Source organism: Acinetobacter variabilis, from assembly GCF_000369625.1.
GTDB lineage: Bacteria > Pseudomonadota > Gammaproteobacteria > Pseudomonadales > Moraxellaceae > Acinetobacter > Acinetobacter variabilis.
On sequence record NZ_KB850111.1, the window covers coordinates 483,373 to 501,310 of the forward strand.

The 17,938-nt window shown below is 44.4% G+C and carries 17 protein-coding genes; 9 read left to right on the forward strand and 8 right to left on the reverse strand.

Going from position 1 to position 17,938, the window contains the following annotated elements; translation table 11 throughout:
• Nucleotides 1-80 precede the first annotated feature (80 nt).
• The 3 genes from F897_RS02280 (at nt 81) to F897_RS02290 (ending at nt 2,264) form a co-directional block, all read left to right on the forward strand.
• Nucleotides 81-815 carry an outer membrane protein OmpK gene (locus F897_RS02280; protein ID WP_004781448.1) on the forward strand — a complete coding sequence of 245 codons (735 nt, stop codon included), beginning with the start codon at nt 81-83 and terminating at the stop codon, nt 813-815.
• 97 nt (nt 816-912) lie between these two features.
• The gene (locus F897_RS02285) at nt 913-1,416 is read left to right on the forward strand and encodes a GNAT family N-acetyltransferase (RefSeq protein ID WP_004781446.1); all 504 of its coding nucleotides are present in this window, start codon (nt 913-915) and stop codon (nt 1,414-1,416) included.
• A gap of 119 nt (nt 1,417-1,535) precedes the next feature.
• Nucleotides 1,536-2,264, forward strand: coding sequence for a hypothetical protein (locus tag F897_RS02290; RefSeq protein WP_005232724.1), 729 nt, complete (start codon nt 1,536-1,538; stop codon nt 2,262-2,264).
• A 62-nt stretch (nt 2,265-2,326) separates the two neighbouring features.
• Here F897_RS02290 and parE read toward each other — a convergent pair whose 3' ends face one another.
• Both parE and F897_RS02300 read right to left on the reverse strand, forming a co-directional pair.
• Nucleotides 2,327-4,207, reverse strand: coding sequence for a DNA topoisomerase IV subunit B (gene parE, locus F897_RS02295; RefSeq protein ID WP_005232726.1), 1,881 nt, complete (start codon nt 4,205-4,207; stop codon nt 2,327-2,329).
• A gap of 1 nt (nt 4,208) precedes the next feature.
• Nucleotides 4,209-4,802, reverse strand: coding sequence for a YqiA/YcfP family alpha/beta fold hydrolase (locus tag F897_RS02300; RefSeq protein ID WP_005232728.1), 594 nt, complete (start codon nt 4,800-4,802; stop codon nt 4,209-4,211).
• 247 nt (nt 4,803-5,049) lie between these two features.
• On the opposite strand from F897_RS02300, the gene F897_RS02305 reads away from it, so the two are divergent.
• On the forward strand, nt 5,050-6,381 hold the full coding sequence (locus F897_RS02305; protein ID WP_005232730.1) for a PGAP1-like alpha/beta domain-containing protein: 1,332 nt from the start codon (nt 5,050-5,052) through the stop codon (nt 6,379-6,381).
• A gap of 88 nt (nt 6,382-6,469) precedes the next feature.
• Here F897_RS02305 and F897_RS02310 read toward each other — a convergent pair whose 3' ends face one another.
• Nucleotides 6,470-6,997 (reverse strand): disulfide bond formation protein B, encoded by a 528-nt coding sequence (locus F897_RS02310; RefSeq protein ID WP_004781437.1) that lies wholly within the window; start codon nt 6,995-6,997, stop codon nt 6,470-6,472.
• 18 nt (nt 6,998-7,015) lie between these two features.
• A complete protein-coding gene (gene gshA, locus F897_RS02315) occupies nt 7,016-8,593 on the reverse strand; it encodes a glutamate--cysteine ligase (protein WP_004781436.1) in 1,578 nt (525 codons plus the stop codon).
• A 212-nt stretch (nt 8,594-8,805) separates the two neighbouring features.
• Between gshA and F897_RS02320 the strand changes: the two genes are divergently transcribed.
• The 3 genes from F897_RS02320 to F897_RS02330 are packed head-to-tail and all read left to right on the forward strand — an operon-like array spanning nt 8,806 to nt 11,269.
• Nucleotides 8,806-9,345, forward strand: coding sequence for a DUF924 family protein (locus F897_RS02320; protein ID WP_004781435.1), 540 nt, complete (start codon nt 8,806-8,808; stop codon nt 9,343-9,345).
• Between the two features lie 41 nt (nt 9,346-9,386).
• Nucleotides 9,387-9,956: a CC0125/CC1285 family lipoprotein gene (locus F897_RS02325; RefSeq protein WP_005232738.1), complete on the forward strand. Its 570-nt coding sequence runs from the start codon at nt 9,387-9,389 to the stop codon at nt 9,954-9,956.
• 11 nt (nt 9,957-9,967) lie between these two features.
• Nucleotides 9,968-11,269, forward strand: a complete 1,302-nt coding sequence (locus tag F897_RS02330; protein WP_005232740.1) for a DUF445 domain-containing protein — start codon at nt 9,968-9,970, stop codon at nt 11,267-11,269.
• Nucleotides 11,270-11,356: 87 nt separating this feature from the next.
• Here F897_RS02330 and F897_RS02335 read toward each other — a convergent pair whose 3' ends face one another.
• A complete protein-coding gene (locus tag F897_RS02335) occupies nt 11,357-11,644 on the reverse strand; it encodes a DUF2798 domain-containing protein (protein ID WP_005232741.1) in 288 nt (95 codons plus the stop codon).
• 253 nt (nt 11,645-11,897) lie between these two features.
• Between F897_RS02335 and argS the strand changes: the two genes are divergently transcribed.
• Together argS and F897_RS02345 are read left to right on the forward strand one after the other, a co-directional pair.
• On the forward strand, nt 11,898-13,688 hold the full coding sequence (argS, locus tag F897_RS02340) for an arginine--tRNA ligase (protein ID WP_005232742.1): 1,791 nt from the start codon (nt 11,898-11,900) through the stop codon (nt 13,686-13,688).
• A 313-nt stretch (nt 13,689-14,001) separates the two neighbouring features.
• Entirely contained in the window at nt 14,002-14,616 is a 615-nt protein-coding gene (locus tag F897_RS02345; protein WP_005232743.1) for an SPOR domain-containing protein, read from the forward strand.
• Nucleotides 14,617-14,779: 163 nt separating this feature from the next.
• Here F897_RS02345 and asd read toward each other — a convergent pair whose 3' ends face one another.
• From asd to pncB, 3 genes are all read right to left on the reverse strand, one after another.
• On the reverse strand, nt 14,780-15,631 hold the full coding sequence (gene asd / locus F897_RS02350; RefSeq protein WP_005232744.1) for an archaetidylserine decarboxylase: 852 nt from the start codon (nt 15,629-15,631) through the stop codon (nt 14,780-14,782).
• Nucleotides 15,628-16,476, reverse strand: coding sequence for a sulfurtransferase (locus F897_RS02355; protein ID WP_034580384.1), 849 nt, complete (start codon nt 16,474-16,476; stop codon nt 15,628-15,630). The genes asd and F897_RS02355 overlap by 4 nt, the downstream gene beginning before the upstream one ends.
• A 178-nt stretch (nt 16,477-16,654) precedes the next feature.
• Nucleotides 16,655-17,860, reverse strand: a complete 1,206-nt coding sequence (pncB, locus tag F897_RS02360; protein WP_005232748.1) for a nicotinate phosphoribosyltransferase — start codon at nt 17,858-17,860, stop codon at nt 16,655-16,657.
• Nucleotides 17,861-17,938: the final 78 nt, after the last annotated feature.

The window sequence follows — 17,938 nt, forward strand, 5'->3', positions numbered from 1 at the left end:
TTCTGTCAGCGATCAATTTTGACTTTATTTTTACTTATTAATCTGTATCCTTAAGCTGCTTTCTCGGGGGAGATATTTAAATGAAATTTACACAAATCGCGGCACTTTGTGCATTAGCTTCAACAGCAGCTTTCACTCAGGCAGCAGTTTGGCAAGATTTTAGTTTGTCAGCTTTATATGGTGAAAACTATAAAGCACCATTTGCAGCGGGTAATGAAAAAATTGATCAATCAACCATTACTGCTGAATATGCAGCTGGTTTAAAATATGGTGATATCTTCGCCTTTGCTGACCGTACCAATAATGACTTCGGTAATGAAACTTACTTCGAAGTTGCACCGCGTTTAAGTTTAGGTGCAGTCACTGGTCAAAAGCTTGAACTTGGCCCAATTAAAGACGTACTTATTGCCACTACTTGGGAGGGCAATAGCGGTGCGAGTGACTTTAATAACTACCTATACGGGATCGGTTTTGCACTTAATATTCCATATACTAGCTATGCAAATATTAACTTCTACAAAGCTGACAATGACCTGCAAAAAGATGATTATCAAATGACGATCACTTATGCAGTTCCATTTAAAATTGGTGGCGAAGAATTCCTGGCAGATGCTTTCCTGGACTGGTCAACCGCTGAAGGTCCTGATCACAAAAGCGAATTGAACTGGACTTCACAATACAAATGGAACGTTGGTAAGCATATCTCTCCTGAGACTAAACTTTACCTCGGTATTGAACATTCTATTTGGAATAACAAATTTGGTACTGACGTTGATCAACACGATGTCAGCGCATTGGTTAAATACCACTTCTAAGTTTTTAGAATGAATAAAGCAGGACTTCGGTTCTGCTTTTTTATTGCCTAAATTCAGGTTATGGTTAGATATTCTCTTTCTTTTTTGGCATCTGCTTATGAGCTTTATTATTCGTCCTGCTCAAATTCAAGATCTGGAACATCTACTCCCGATCTACAATGCTGAAATCTTATACGGAACCTCAACCTGGAATAGCACGCCAAAGACAATTCAGGATTTTCAGAACATGCTAAGTGAATTAAGTGCTCAGCAATTTCCTTTATTGGTGGCTGAACATTCAGCATCCAAGCAAATTGCAGGTTATGCGGATTATTCTACTTTTCGGCCCATCCAGGGCTTTAAACACACTGTTGAACATTCTGTCTTTCTTCATGCAGATTTTATTGGGCAAGGTCTGGGCAAAGCCCTGATGCTCAAGCTGATTGAACATGCCCAGCAAAATGCAATCCATGTTATGGTCGGTGCCATTGACCATGAAAATCAGGCATCGATTGCCTTACATGAGAAATTAGGCTTTAAACAAACCGGTTATATGCCGGAAGTTGGACAGAAATTTGGACAATGGCGCGATCTGGTATTAATGCAACTCAACCTGAACTAAACCAAAATATTTTATTTTTTATGTAAAACTTAATATAAACAGGTCAATAATCTGTTAGAAAAATTGCGGATAGATAAAATTTTCTATTAAAACCAGAATAATGTCAGTTGAGTAAAATTATGAATAAATGGCTTATCTTTATCAGTATTCTCCCTCTGAGTAGTTTTAGTTTCGCCAATTCAGACTTTGAAACTGAACTCCGATCCGAATGTGCCAAGGTGAAAAGCTATGCCAACTCGGGAAGAAAATTTTATGATCAGAAACAGTATCAAAATGCGCTAGGACAATTTCAACAGCAAGCTTCCTGGTCTGCCTTTTGTGCAATGCATAGTGAAAATAGCGATGTATCTTTTTCCGAAAATGCCATTACCACTGCTTTTAATAATGTCGGCTTAAGCTATTTTAAATCAGGAAAGCCACAATGGGCACGGGCCTGGTTTTCAGTCTTTCCTCAGGCCAAAAGCAGTCAATTTAATTTAAAACAGCTTCCTCCCCCGCAAAAAACTCAAAACTTGGCTGGCATCTATATACAGCATGCTGGCTTTGGTCACTGGAATACCATTCAAGTCAAACGGATTAAAAATTCTTATCAGATTCATTTTAATGGGTTATATATGGGACTAAATAGCATGATTTATGGTCCAAATATAGGTGAATTTAAAACCACAATGCCTGTTAATAAAAATCAAACGGCCTATCGATCAGATGATTGCAAAATTAACCTCAATTTTGCTTTTGATCCTAAACAGGGGCAGCAGGTGATTTTAAAACAGGACAGTGGCAGTTCAGGTTGTGGCTTTGGACATAATGTCTATGCAGATGGGCATTATTTAAAAGTTGAGTCCTAAATGGAGTTGTTAAAAAAGCCCGCGATTGCGGGCTTTTTAATAGGTATTAGCAGCAAATCAGTTTACACAACGATATCTGCCAGATTACCTTTCTGTTCCAACCAGTCTTTACGGTCACTGGCGCGTTTTTTTGCTAGCAGTTTATCCAGTAAACCTGAAGTCAGGTGCACATCATCCAGATCCAGTTGCACCAGACGACGAGTATTTGGATCTAAAGTCGTTTCGCGAAGCTGGCTGGCATTCATTTCACCTAAACCTTTGAATCGGGTGATTTGCGGGTTCTTGCTTTTACATTTTTTCAGGATGCCTTCCAGTTCATCTTCATCCAGCGCATAGTGCACATCTTTAGCATCATCGATACGGAATAAGGGTGGCATCGCCACAAACAGATGCCCTTCTTCGACCAGAATCGGGAAGTGTTTTACGAACAGTGCACATAACAAAGTCGCAATATGCAAGCCATCCGAGTCGGCATCGGCAAGAATACAGATCTTGCCATAACGCAGTTCAGACAGGTCATCTGAACCTGGATCGACGCCAATCGCGATTGCAATGTTATGAACTTCCTGAGAGGCCAGCACTTCATCCGAAGAGACTTCCCAGGTATTTAAAATTTTTCCGCGAATCGGCATAATCGCCTGGAAATTCTTGTCCCGTGCCTGCTTGGCTGAACCACCCGCAGAGTCCCCTTCCACAATAAACAGTTCAGACTGATCCAGATCATGTCCGACGCAATCTGACAATTTCCCAGGTAAAGTTGGACCAGCGACAATTTTCTTACGCTCAACTTTCTTGGCCGCTTTTAGACGGCGACCTGCTTTGGAAATCGCCATTTCTGCCAGTTGCATAGCGATGTCTGAATTCTGGTTCAGCCACAGTGCAAACGCATCTTTGGCAATATTCTGTACAATGCCTGAAGCTTCACGGCTGGATAAACGTTCCTTGGTCTGACCAGAGAATTGTGGCTCCTGGAATTTCAGTGACAGGATGTAGTTCACCCCGTCCCAGACATCTTCTGCAGACAGTTTCATATTCCGTGGCAACAGGTTACGCAGTTCGCAGAACTCACGCATGGCATCGGTCACGCCAGAACGTAAGCCATTCACGTGAGTACCACCTTGTGCGGTTGGAATCAGGTTGACGTAGGATTCCTGAATACTTTCTCCACCTTCCACATTCCAGCAGATGGCAAATTCTGCACTGGCACGCTCAGCGTCACCTGTCGCCACAAAAGCAGGAGCCGGAATGATTTCACGGTCTTCCAGCTCATCCATCAAATAGTCGACCAGACCATTTTCAAACTGCCAGGTGATCTTTTCATCATTGATCTGGTCGATATAGTTAATTTGCAGACCAGCAGCCAATACCGCTTTAGCTTTTAAGTTATGTTTTAGGGCTTTAAGCGCGAATTTTGGAGAATCGAAATATTTGGTTTCCGGCCAGAAATGAACAGTTGTCCCTGTGGCACGTTTCGGTGCCTTACCTTCTAACACTTCTAACGGTGCAGTCGGTTCACCATTTTCAAAGGCCATTTTATACAGGTTGCCGTGACGCTGAACTTCAACTTCTACGCGGCTAGAAAGCGCGTTGACGACCGAGATCCCCACCCCGTGCAGACCGCCAGAAAATTGATAATTATCGGTACTGAACTTACCACCGGCATGCAGTTTGGTCAGGATAATTTCAATCCCGCTCTGACCATATTCTGGGTGAATATCGACAGGCATACCACGGCCATTATCTTCAACTGATAATGAACCATCCTTATACACCGTGACCGTGACTTTATTGGCATGTCCCGCGAGTGCCTCATCGACCGCATTATCAATCACTTCCTGCGCCAAGTGGTTTGGACGAGAGGTATCGGTATACATGCCCGGACGACGACGCACCGGATCTAGACCAGATAAAACTTCAAGAGATTGAGCCGTATATTTAGACACGTTATTCGGTTTCCTTTTTTATGCAGTCGGATAAAAACTGTAAGAGCAGCGGAATTTTCTCCGCAAAATCATCCATGCCATGGCTGCCATTGGCCTCGGTCATTAGCAGTGCAGGTGGACGAGCTGAACTATAATAGCGATGTGCTTCACGATAATCCAAAACTTCATCGCCTTGTTGTAACAGCACTAATATTTTGTCTGCATCTTGCGCAGTTGGTAGTGCCATGGCTTCGAGCTGGCCAAGATCTGCGTCATTCAGGCACCAGTTCGGATGAACCTGCAGGGGCAATTCATCATCAAACAGTTCACGAAACAGTTGCCATGGTCGCATTGCCGGATTGATCAGTACAGCCGGCACATGCGCTTGAGCGACCAGATATGTCGCATAGAATCCCCCAAGACTACTGCCGACCAATGCCACCTGATCCATCGACTGGATCAATTTAGAAATCTTCTGAATTGCAGCCATCGGCGGCATGTTCAAATCGGGTAAATGCACCTGAATATCCGGGTACTTGGCACAGTATTGTTCCAATAACTGGCCTTTAATCGAGCTGCTACTACTCTTGAACCCATGCAGGTAAATGATATTCATCGGCAATAAATAAAAAACAAACAAAATGTCAAAATTTAATTTAAAAGTGTGAAATACACTTCATTTTATAACCGCTTAACTTAATTGCTTAAATTGTCTGACAAAAAAGCCTTTAATGTTATGCAATTCTCGCTATTTTAAGAGTATTCCGAATAAATTGAGAATCAAGAATACTGAAAAAAGAATTTATACCGTGAAGTGCTCAAAAAAGAAAGATGTCTACGGCTCATATAAAGGATAGGATCAAATGCCAAGTTTAACGCCATTGCATGAAACCTATTGTCGATGGGACCGAACTCCGCTTAGCCAGGCAGATGTCCTGGAAGGCCTGGCACAATTGGTCACCATGCGCTTTAGTGATATAGTACAGGAGCTGATTAAATCGATTCAGCGTGAAATTTTAATGAGCGTATTCGGGCTGAGTGAAAAAAATTCCAAAACTTTCCAGAATATTCCTTATATCGTACGTCTGTATCAAATGTCTTATGACATGATCTTTCATTATGGCAATACCCTGATCGCGCCTGGACTGCGCCGCATTATTGAAAGATTTCCCAAATTACATAATAAACCCCTGACCCCGACCATGCATTTTATGGTCAGTGCCCTGAACGGGATTATTGGCGATTATCTGCTGAAATATCAGAATCCTCTCGCCTTGCCGATGCTTATTTACGATCATTATGGTTCTCTGCAACAAGGTGAGCTAACCGGACGCATTACCCTATTTGTGCATGGTCTGTGCATGAACCATCTGGACTGGTCAACTCGTAAATACCCGGGTATTGGGGAAAAATTGCTGGCTCAGCGCGACCATAATACCATGCTGTACCTGAACTATAATACCGGACGCCGCATTTCAGCCAATGGCCGCAGTCTGGCCAATACCTTGCAAGATCTGGTCAAACGTAATCCGGGAATTACCAGTATTGATCTGATCGGACACAGTATGGGCGGTCTGGTGTCACGCAGTGCCCTATTCTATGGCAAACAGAATGTCTATGACTGGATTCCGATGGTGGAAAATCTGGTCTGTCTAGGTTCACCGCATCATGGTGCGGTATTGGAACGTTTTGGTTTTAGCTTGCAGGAAAAAATTGGACATTTTCCTTTAGTGAAAATTGTGGGACATGTGGTGAATATTCGCAGTAACGGGATTCTGGACTTACGTCATGGCAGTGTTCGGGATGATGACTGGGAATATAATCCGGTACGGATTGGCTTTATGGACGATAACCGTAAACCTGCACCGATTCCTGCGCATATCAATGCCTATCTGGTGGCAGGTACGATCGAGTTTGAACACCATACCAACAAAACGCTTAATGTGATCGGCGATTATCTGGTCAGTGTCAAAAGTGCCTTGGGCGAACATTCCCATCCGCGTTTTGACCTGAAAGTACCTGATGCCCATAAGGCGATTTTCTATGGCCTAAATCATTTTGAAATTCAGTATCATCCACTGGTAGCTGAACAGATTGTGCGCTGGTTCTATCCAGGTGTGGAAGATGAAGCCTATACGCAAATTCATGAATATGTGACCGATCTGGACAGTATTGAAGGCATTGCCCTGACCTGATCGAAGGTAAAAAATTTGGTTCGCCTCTAAGAGAGTAATAAAAAAAGCCAGTCTGTAGACTGGCTTTTTTTGATTCAGATTTTGAAAATCAGTATTTATCTCTTAGACGTTTGACGGGCGCAGTCTGATATTTGCGGAATAATTGCCACAGGCTGATCAGCAATAAGATACTGAAGAACACCAATGACCAGACCGGTAAAGATTGCCCCAGGAACGTCCAGTCAATGGCAGCACATTCACCTGACCCATTCAGTACCTGCTGTAATACCGATTTCATCGGCAAAGTTTCCAGCCAGTAATCCAGACCTGGGCCACAGCTCGGCACTCGATCTGGGGGCAGATTCTGTAACCAGACATGCCGTGCAGCGACACCGACTGACCATAAGATACTGAGCGAGCCTAAGAAAGCATAACCACGCTTCATGGCATTGGATTTCGGATTATGCAGCAAAGCAATCAGGGAGATAATCCCCAGTCCGATTAATCCGATTCGTTGAAACACACACAATGGGCAAGGATTCAGCCCCTGTCCATGCTCAAGATACAAAGCAAATGCCATCCCGGCAACAGATGCCAAAAACAACACACCACTCACGAAGCGATAACCCCATTGCATGGTTAATCCTCTTATTTATTATCGATATTGGGCTAAATATTCAGTAAAACTGATCGTGTTATCTTGCTCGAGCTGCTGTTGTTGCTGCAATGACTTTTGTGACAATTCATTGAAATATTTAAGTGTTTCTTTGCTTAATCGATGTGATTCATAGAGATTGCTATGCTGATGGGCCAAATGCTGGCCAAATTGCCACATGCTGCTGTGACTACGGATATCTCCGACAATCAGGGCTGACAAGGTCGCATCAACTTCATCAACACGGATCTGCATGGCTTGCATAGCATTGTTATATAGATTAGTTTCATAAGCCTGATCGAGCAATTGAGCCAGTGGCTGCATACGTTGCAAATGCAGATTACACCAGTCTTCAATCATATAGCGCTGGCCATTTTCCATAATCGCAGCGTTATAGGCACGACCACGGTTGACCACTTCAGCCTGATTCTGGTCAATGATTTCCTGTTCGGCATCCAACAGCGCCGGGCTGTCTTGCAATAAGCAGTACAGTGCCACTACTTCCAGGAAGCCGGCAGTATCTTCATTGATCCCGATCGCGCTATACGGATTGACATCGACAGCACGCAGCTCGACATAGCCAATCCCGCGATTTTGCAAGGCTTGTGATGGAGTTTCGCCTTCTTGAGGTACCTGCTTTGGACGCACCAGACTGTAGTATTCATTTTCAATCTGTAGCACATGGTCATTGATCTGAATTGGCTGACCATTGGCATCATCCAGACCCAGACGGGTAAACTGTTTGTACGGTGTTTTAACCGCTTTTTGCAGACCTTCCAGATAATCCTGCAGATTATTGTAGTGAATACCCAGCTGTTTCTGTGCTGAATTCTGGTAGCCAAAACGTCCCATCCGTAATGCAGTCGAATAAGGCGTATATAAAGTACCGCGTACCAGCGGGAATAAATGGTGATCGCGTCCAGTCATAAAACACTGGCAAACTGCTGGACTGGCGCCGACCAGGAAAATCACCAACGGGGTTAAACGAATAAAGTTACGGATCAGCCCCATATAGCGATGGCTGCGATAATCCTGCAAGCTTAAAGCGCGCAGCTCTTCATCAGTTTCCTGTTCTTGTAGCGCTATAAAGAAATGATCCGGGAAAGACAGATTATAGTGAACCCCGGAAATGGTCTGCATACGGCGACCATAACGCACGCCTAAACCATGACGATACAGCGTTTTAAATAAGCCAATATTGGAGCTGCCATATTGCGCCAGCGGGATATTTTCATCCTTACTGTCGAGCATGCACGGCATAGACATCGGCCAGAGCTTTTCATCATTTTTCAGATGACGGTGTACAAAGGCATGAATGTCAGTCAGATAGTTGAGGGCTTCAGTAATACTCTCTTTCGGTGGAGTAATAAACTCCATCAAGGCTTCAGAATAATCGGTCGTAATATGCGGATGTGTCAGAGCTGAACCTAAGGCATGAGGATGCGGTTCCTGTGACAGGAAACCATTGCTTTGCATACGCAAGCTCTCACGCTCGATACCGCGCAGCATTCCTTTGATGAGCGACGAATCTACCCATTCCGGTAATACATCATGGGCAGTCGATTCAGGTTGACTCATTACAATCTCGCTTAATGGGGGGTAACTATTAAAATAGAATCATCGGTTTAGCTTAGTATACCGCGATTTCCAGACAGCACATGCTGCCCTGCCTAGTTTTCAAGCAAACCATTGATTTTTAGTTAGGCAAATTTTTAACACAAAGTTTCTCTATAAGACATGTGAAATTTGTGATTTTATTGACAAATAAATGCTAATAAATTGTAAACATTATGAATTATCAAGATATTTTAGATTTCTGGTTTAGTCCTGAGACTCAACCCAACTGGTTTGCCAAAAGTGACCAGTTCGACCAAAGTTTGAAGGAAAAATTTGGCGATATTCTGGAACAGGCGAGTAAGGCTGAACTATGGTCATGGCGTAAGAATGCTGACGGCCGGTTAGCAGAAATCCTTGTTCTGGACCAGTTTTCACGGAATATTTTTCGGGATACGCCGGGTGCTTTTGCCCAAGACAGTCTGGCTTTGGCACTGGCTCAGGAAGCCATCAGCCAGGATCTGGACAAGCAGCTGAGCCCGGAGCAACGTTCCTTCCTTTATATGCCTTTCATGCATAGCGAATCTAAATTAATCCATGAATTTGCGCTAAAATTATTTCAGCGCCTCGGCAATCCAGAAAACCTCGAATATGAAATTAAGCATAAAATCATTATTGACCGTTTCGGACGCTACCCACATCGCAACCAGATTCTGGGTCGTGAATCCACCGAGGAAGAATTGAGTTTCCTGACCCAGCCAGATAGCAGCTTCTAAAGGTCTGTAATTCGCTGGATCATCCTATCAGGAGAACGAAGATGAAAAAAACTGTCATTGCCCTGACCCTTGCGACGGCAGCCCTGCTTTCTGGCTGTGCAACGACTCCGTCTAAGCCGCTGACCTTTGACCAGCTCGGCCAGTACAGCACCACCCCACTGAACGCCAACACCTACCGCATCAGTTTTCAGGCGCGACCTAATATGAGTTTCGGTACGGCCGAAGAAATCACCCTGCTGAAAGCCGCTCAAACTACGGTACAAAATGGCTTCCAGTTTTTCCAGGTATTGAACGATCCTAGTAACCGTACCCAGCAACCACCGCGTCAGGCAATTGTCTATCCGGCGCCTAGCATCTATCCATACGGCTATTATCGTCCTTATGGTTATTCCCGACGCTATCCGGGATTCTGGCCTGATCCATTCTATGATCAGCCCTATACTGTTACTTTAGATCCTGCTCAAGTGGCTTATACCATTGAGTGCTTTAAAGCCGGTCAGGAACCGAAAGATGCCTTTGATGCCCGCTTGATTTTACAATCACTTGGCGCTAAATATGGAGTAAGTCCATCCGGCCAAGTACTACAACCACAGCCGGCCACGCCTCAATAACAGGATGATTTATGCAGAAAGAGCAGCCGTCATCAAGCTTACAACGCAGTAAACGCTTCGCGACCATTGCACTGGTCGTTGCAGTACTGGCTTGGCTGGCGCTGATGATTACTGCCAAACTGCTGCCTGAATATGTCTGGCTGATTCATATCCTGATGCTCTCTGCTGAGGCGGGTGTGGTCGGTGGTCTGGCAGACTGGTATGCAATTACCGTACTGTTCCGTAATCCTTTTGGCCGGCTGCCGATTCCAAAATTTTTACGTGACCATACTGAAATTATTCCACGCAATAAAGCCCGGATTGCCGAATCTATGGGTCGTTTTGTGCAGGAAAATTTCCTTTCTCCGCAAATCGTGCAGCGCAGCCTGGCCAGTACCGATTTAAGTCTGGCTGCCGGCCGCTGGCTGGCCAATCCACAGAATAATGCTCAAGTCACACAAGTGATTCAGCAGACTGTACCTAAAGTATTTGAATTTGTCGGGCAGGAACAGATCGCCGGATTTATTCAGAGCAACAGTGTGCAATGGGTCAAAAATACCCAGATCAATACCTTGGCCAGCGAAATGTTACGCGCTGTTTTAAAAAATGATTTCCATCAGGATGTGCTGCAACGCGGCCTGGATGTGGTGCATGCCTGGATGACCTCACATCCCGAACAGACTCGTGAGCTGACCCGCACTTTATTCAAGGAAATGGGGGTCTGGAGACTGGCCAAAGGCGCCAGCTGGATCGGCATTGATGTGCAGCAGCGCAGTATCGATTCCGTGATTCAGCGGGTGGAAGCCATGTTGGCAGATCCCGACCATCCTTGGCGGCTTAAAATTGAAGAAACTGCTCAAGAACTGATGCAGCAATTGGCAGATTCTGAAAGTATGGCCAGCCAGCGACTTAATGAAACCAAAGATGCCCTGCTCGACAGTCCACAAGTGCTGAATTTTATCAGTGGTGCAGTGGTCATTTTATGCGATGCCATCAAGGCGGATTTGCAAAAGTCGGATTCAGGGATTGCAGAGAATCTGCGAGTTGCCATTCAGCAAGTCGGTGAGAATATTATTTCAAATACCTCAGTGCGTGAGTTACTGAATAAACGTCTCAGTGGTATCGCTGTAGACTTAAGTGACCAGTACAGTGAGAAAGTGATTCGTTTTATCAGTGAACGTATTCATGAATGGGATTCGACCGAGATGATCGACAAGATTGAAAACGAAGTCGGTGGTGACCTACATATGATCCGGGTCAATGGTGTCGTGGTCGGAGCCTGTATTGGTCTGATCCTTGGGATCATCCGCGCTGCAGTCGAGCATCTGATTTAATTGGTGTTTTAGCTAGAGATCCCATCTGTTAGCGAATGTTTTTTACCTTCTAAAACTTCTTTCTTAATTCTCATTGATAGAAAACAATTATTTGGGTGGCTGATTTCCTGACATATCGACCAGCAATCCGGCAAATTTGCGTACAAAAGGCAAAAGCGTTACCACAATTGGAAAAGCAATTGCCCAGGAAATCATCCAGTTATGAAACCAGAGCGCCATGAAGCCTTCAATCCAGCCCAGATTGCGCAGCATGTTGATCATGGAAATAATCCCACTCATCAGACAGGACAAGATAAAAGGCACAATGACCAAGGCCCATTTGGCTGGAAGTTTGGGAATATTGCCGATGATGGTCGGGTGCTGTTTTGAATCCATGCTGACTCTTTTTATTGTTTCAATCAGGCTAATATAGGCCATTTTGATTGCTGGATGATTCATTTTTTATAGCAAAGTTTGCAACTTATTTATTCTGCTCTTTCTCATGTGATCCTTCATTGATGACCGACCGATGGATAGAAACCATAGGCTGTTAATCGTATATTTTTTATTCCCCATAAATGGTTTTACCTAAAGAGTCGGAAATTTGCTATATTTGCTGTTTTTCTGCGATATCTATTTTCGACTGATTATGAATACGGCAATCCAAGCAGCTCTCGATCATGCAGTGCAAACTTTACAGGCACAAAACGTACTCCCATCTGACTGGAACAATACAAGTAATTTGACGCGTACCAAAGACCGCAGCCACGGTGACTTTGCATCAAATATTGCCATGATCGCGTCTAAAGCTGCGGGTATGAAACCGCGTGATTTAGCAGAAAAAATCCTTGCTGCCCTGCCTGAAGTGGCGGATATCAGCAAGGCAGAAATTGCAGGCCCAGGCTTTATTAACTTCTTTTTAAATGCAGACCAGCGTTTTGCTGTGCTGGATCAGATTCAGGCTCAACAGGCAACGTATGGTCGTACCCAGGCCAATGCGGAAAAACGCGTTCAGGTTGAATTTGTTTCTGCGAACCCGACTTCTAGCCTGCATGTAGGTCATGGTCGTGGCGCTGCTTATGGTATGACTGTTGCAAATCTGCTTGAAGCGACAGGTGCCAAAGTTGACCGTGAATATTATGTCAATGACGCTGGCCGTCAGATGGATATTCTGGCGACTTCAACTTATTTACGTTATTTAGAGTTGACGGGTCAGGAACTGGTGTTCCCGAAAAATGCCTATCAAGGTGACTACGTCAAAGAAATCGCACAAAGCATTATTGATAAAGACGGCGATATCTATGTTCGCCCTGTTGCAGACGTTTATAAAGATGTCCCTGAAGACGTACAGTATGCTGCCGAATCGGATGCTGAAGGCAATAAAGTGGTTGTTTCAGGTGATAAAGAAAAACACATTGATGGCCTGATCTTTAACTCACAAATTTTATTAAATGAAGGTTACCGCGTCTTCCATCAGGCTGCGTTAAAAGCCATTCTTGATGATATTAAAGATGACCTCGGTGAATTCGGGGTGACTTTCAATCAATGGTTCAGTGAAGCGACTTTAACTGAAAAAATTGATGAAGCGCTACAAACTCTAGATCAGCGTGGCTTCCTGTATGAAAAAGATGGCAACATCTGGTTCAAGTCAACTGAATTTGGTGATGAAAAAGACCGCGTGGTTAAACGCCGTAATGGTCAAACCACTTATTTCGCCTCTGATATTGCGTATCACCTAAACAAATTACAACGTGGCTATACCGATATTATAGATATCTGGGGTTCAGACCACCACGGTTATATCGCACGTGTAAAAGCCGCGATTGATGCTCTGGGCTATGACTCGAAAAAACTGACTGTACTTCTGGTTCAGTTTGTCAGCCTGTGGCGTGGTGGCGAGATGGTACAGATGTCCTCTCGTTCAGGCCAGTTCGTGACTTTACGTGACCTGCGCAAAGAGGTCGGGAATGATGCAGCGCGTTTCTACTATGTCATGCGTAAATCTGAACAGCACATTGACTTCGACCTTGATCTTGCCGTATCTCAAAGCAAGGACAATGCCGTGTATTACATCCAGTATGCGCATGCGCGGATCTGCCGTATGTTAGAAAAGGCAGCCTCTACAGGTGTGAACTTTGATGCAGCCACTGCACGTGGTCTGGCAGCCAAACTTGAGCTGGAAGCGGAGACTGAAATTCTGGCAAAACTGGCAGCTTATCCAGAGATTGTTGTTCGTGCTGCAAACAGCTATGAACCGCATCAGATTGGTAACTACCTGAAAGAGCTGGCTGCGCTGTTCCATGGCTGGTACAACGACAACAAGGTTCTGGGCGATGATGCAGAATTAACTCAGGCACGTTTATTGTTATCTGTAAATGTTCGCCAAGTGCTGCGTAACGGTCTGGAACTGCTTGGTGTATCTGCACCTGAGTCAATGTAAAGCACTGCTTTTACATTGACGCAAGACGAAGAGCTCTGCTCGAAGTGAGCATGTAAGCAAAACACTGTTTTGCATGCTCGCAAGGCGAGAGCTGTGCTTAAAGTAAGCATGCTAGTCATTGCCGTTTATCTGCTGAATAAACATTTTGTAACGTTAGCTATGTGCTTGAAGATGTAGATAAATTAAAATTCTGTGTGATTTGTGATCTAGATAATGACTTTTCTATCATGATTACATAGGATGAAGTTATAGTAGGGGCATAACTGCTGTTATGCCTTTTCTATTTGCCCCGATAAATAAGAGGAAATCCCAAGTGTTTGGAAAAACGCAGCGCGGTGTATCTGAAAGACCGAATAAGCCCAAAAAGCCACTTATTCCTACCTGGCTCGGCACACTCGTGATCATTTTAATCGTGTTAAGTTTTTTAATGGCACTCATGCTGTGGAAGCCATGGGAACCTGTTAAACCTAAAAACCAGGCTACGGCTGAGCATTCTCAAGAAGAAGATACCAATAAAGACTACCGTTTTTATGATCTGTTGCCACAGCAGCAAGTGACACCGATTCCTGAAAAAGCGGTTCCTGAAGCAAAAAATCAGGAAGCAGTGGTGATTGTAGAGGCACCAAGACCTGAAGTTGATGAATCAGAAACAGCAACTGAGCCAGGTCTGGATGCAACCGAAGCCCCAACTCCTGCTTCTGCAAGCTATATTTTACAAGTTCGTAGTTTTGATGACCCGGATCAGGCAGATGCCCGCCGTGCAGAAATTATTCTCAACGGTTTATCTGCAGATGTAGTCCGCAGCGTGGAAAATGGCAAGGTTTGGTATCGTGTCGTGTCTGGACCTTATGATTCAGCAGAATCTGCGATTATTGCACAGCAAACCTTACAGCATAGTGGTATTGATTCGATCGTGGTCAAACGATAAGGTTTAAATATAAAAAGCGCCAGATGGCGCTTTTTTTCCCTCTCCTAAAAGGAGAGAAAATCTCCCCCTTTAATAAAAGGGGAATGAGGGGAATTTACTTATTCTGAGTCAGCAAATATTTAATCCCTCCAACCTCCATTTGAAAAAGGGAGGCTTTGGGAACTTAAATAGTGTTACCTAGCGCCTCACCCATCAATACGGTTGAATTGGCTTTAAACTTCTCATCCCATTGCATCTTGTTTTCTTCAAACAGAATAACAGCGGTTGAACCTAGGTAAAAACGGCCCAGCTCGGCACCTTTTTCTAAGAAAAGATTATGCTGGTTTAGCTCAATACGGCCAGAGGGTTTTACTTTGCCAGTCGCTACAGTTTCAATGCCAGCCACAATCATCGCGCCAACTAGAACCACTGCCATACGACCAAGTTCGGTATCAAACAGACATACCATACGTTCATTACGGGCAAACAGGCCCGGAATATTTTCGGCCGTGGTCTGGTTGACTGAGAACAGTTCACCCGGTACATATAAAGTTTCAGTCAGAGTCCCGGAAAATGGCATATGGACACGGTGATAGTCACGTGGTGACAGATACACTGTCGCAAACTCACCATTCTTGAATGGCTGTGCCAGCTGTGGATCAGCAATCAGGTTTTCAACCGTAAACTTCTGACCTTTGGCTTGGAACACATCGCCATTTTCAATTTTACCCAGTTGGGAAATCGCGCCATCTGCCGGAGATACGATCGCAGTTGAATCAGCATCGACCGCACGCACCCCGGTTCTTAGTCCACGGGTAAAGAAATCATTAAATGATTTGAATTTTAAGGCATTGGTCTGCTCGGCAATCGACATATCAATCCCGTATTTGGTCTTGAACGCTGCGATCACGGCTGTTTTTACAATCGGATTTTCGCTGGCTGCAATTTTTCCCACCACACGGGACAGGCGATGCTGTGGCACCACTTTTTGGGCCTGGATAAACAGTTGTTGTTTTAGACGCGATGTGATGCTCAAGATGGCACCTCTCCTGTAGCGATTGGACTATCGAGGCGGTTGCCCCATTCACTCCACGCACCATCATAGGCTCGAATTTTCCAGCCGAATAAGCGACCCAGAATATAAGCCAGACCTGAACGGTGATGGGACTGACAATACACCACAACTGGTTGATCCAGATCAAATCCCAGTTGTTCCAGACGCTGCTGAGTACGTGGTAAAGGATGTAATTTTAAATGATTTTGCCGGTTAAGGGCAGTACTCCACTCAAAATGACGTGCGCCCGGGATGTGACCACCGCGTCGCGCGGCTAGACGCAGGCCAGTATATTCATCTTCTGTACGGCAATCCCATACCTGAATATTTTCATTTTCAATGAGTTGTTTTAGTTCATTATAATCGATCTGAAATTCAGCCTTTCTTTCAAGATTGACTGGAACCAGATGATCGACAGGTGTAAATATTTCCTGATCTGATGAAGTCGGTAGTCCTGCACCCAGCCAGGCATGAATGCCGCCATTGAGTAAACTGGTATTTTCAAAGCCCAAACAATGCAGGTTCCAGAGCAGACGCCCTGCCCACGCACCGCCTTCATCATCATAAGCCACGACATGATGTTCAGGAGAAATATTCAGATAACGGATTAAAGCTTCCAGCCCTTCCGCATCCGGTAACAGGCCCATGGCTGTTTCCTCCTGACGAACCAGCAGCTTGGGTTGCAGATGTAAGGCATGTGGAATATGCAATTGTTCATAAACCGACGCCCGGCTTAAATCAGCAATTCGAAGTTTTTCATGTCCCAAATGTGGAACCAAATCTTCTGCTTCAATCAGCAGACCAAAGTCAAAGGCGGAAGCTGTCATCTTAGTAGTTGTCATTGCGGTTAAATCCTTTTGATCTTAGCACAGCTCATTTTTTCAATTATGTTGTTTTTATCTAGATCCTTAGCATAATTTTAGCTAAAGCTAATTCAAGAAAGACCATCCTCTAAGAAAAAACCGCCTCATGATTGAAGCGGTTTTTTGAATAAAGCAGATATTTTTAGGCAGGTTCTGAGATATTGAATACCTGACGCAAATATGCCAGGAAGGTATCATTATCCGTCATGGTTTTTCCTGGACTATCGGAAATTTTCGCCACGGATTGACGGTTGCATTCCACCAGTTTCAATACGATATTTAGCGGTGTCTGTCCCATATCATTGGTTAGATTGGTTCCAATCCCAAAACTGACCTGGAAGCGATCTTTAAAGTATTGATGCAATTTCCAGGCTTTTTCCAGATTCAGACCATCACTAAAAGTCAGCATTTTGGTTTTGCTGTCAATTTTCAGCTTTTTATAATGCGCATAAGCTTTGTCACCCCATTCATAGGGATCACCACTGTCATGACGCAAGCCATCAAACAGTTTCGCAAAGTACAGGTCAAAGTCACGCAGGAAAGCATCCATACCGACTACATCAGTTAAGGCAATTCCAAGGTCACCACGGTATTCTTGCACCCAGGTTTCCAGGGCGGCTTTCTGGAAATTACGCAGACGCACATCTAACGCCTGAAAGGCTTGCAGAAATTCATGCGCCATGGTGCCAATCGGGGTAATACCCAACTCTTTGGCTAAATACACATTACTGGTCCCACGGAACACGTGTGGTGCAGCTTTATTGAATTCTTCGATGACATGCTTTTGCCAGTCAAAACTATAACGACGGCGGGTACCAAAGTCCGAGACCAGGAATGGCGGATCATTCGGATTCTGCGCGGCATCATACTGTTTTAAAAGTTCGATTTTGGCCTTAAGACGGCGCTCACCTTCAGCCCGGACTTCGGGTGTACGAATGCGGCTAAAATACAGTTCATTCACAATGGCCAGTACAAAGATTTCAAACATCATTGCCTGAACCATGGGGCCTTCAATAGTAATATCCAGGCGGCCTTCATTATCGATGGTGGCCTTAATAAAACGGCGTTTGAGCTGGAATAGTTCCAGATAATCCACAAAATCGCTTTTGATAAAACGCAGGCTGCGTAAATATTGTAATTCGTCTTCTTTAAATTTGAGCTGACACAGCAAATCCAGTTGGTGATTCAAATCATCCAGAATATCCGTCAGCGGATATTCCGTATCTTCCAGGTTGCGACAACGGAAATGATAGACACTATGCGTTTGTGGAAACTTGTGTAATACCACTTGTAGCATGGTGAATTTATACAAGTCAGTATCTAACAAAGAGTGGATAATTGGAGCCATAACTAAGGGAAATATCGCTGTGCTTATCCCGCATTAAAGCATAAAAGTTTAGGCAATATTGCAGGATTTACGTACAGC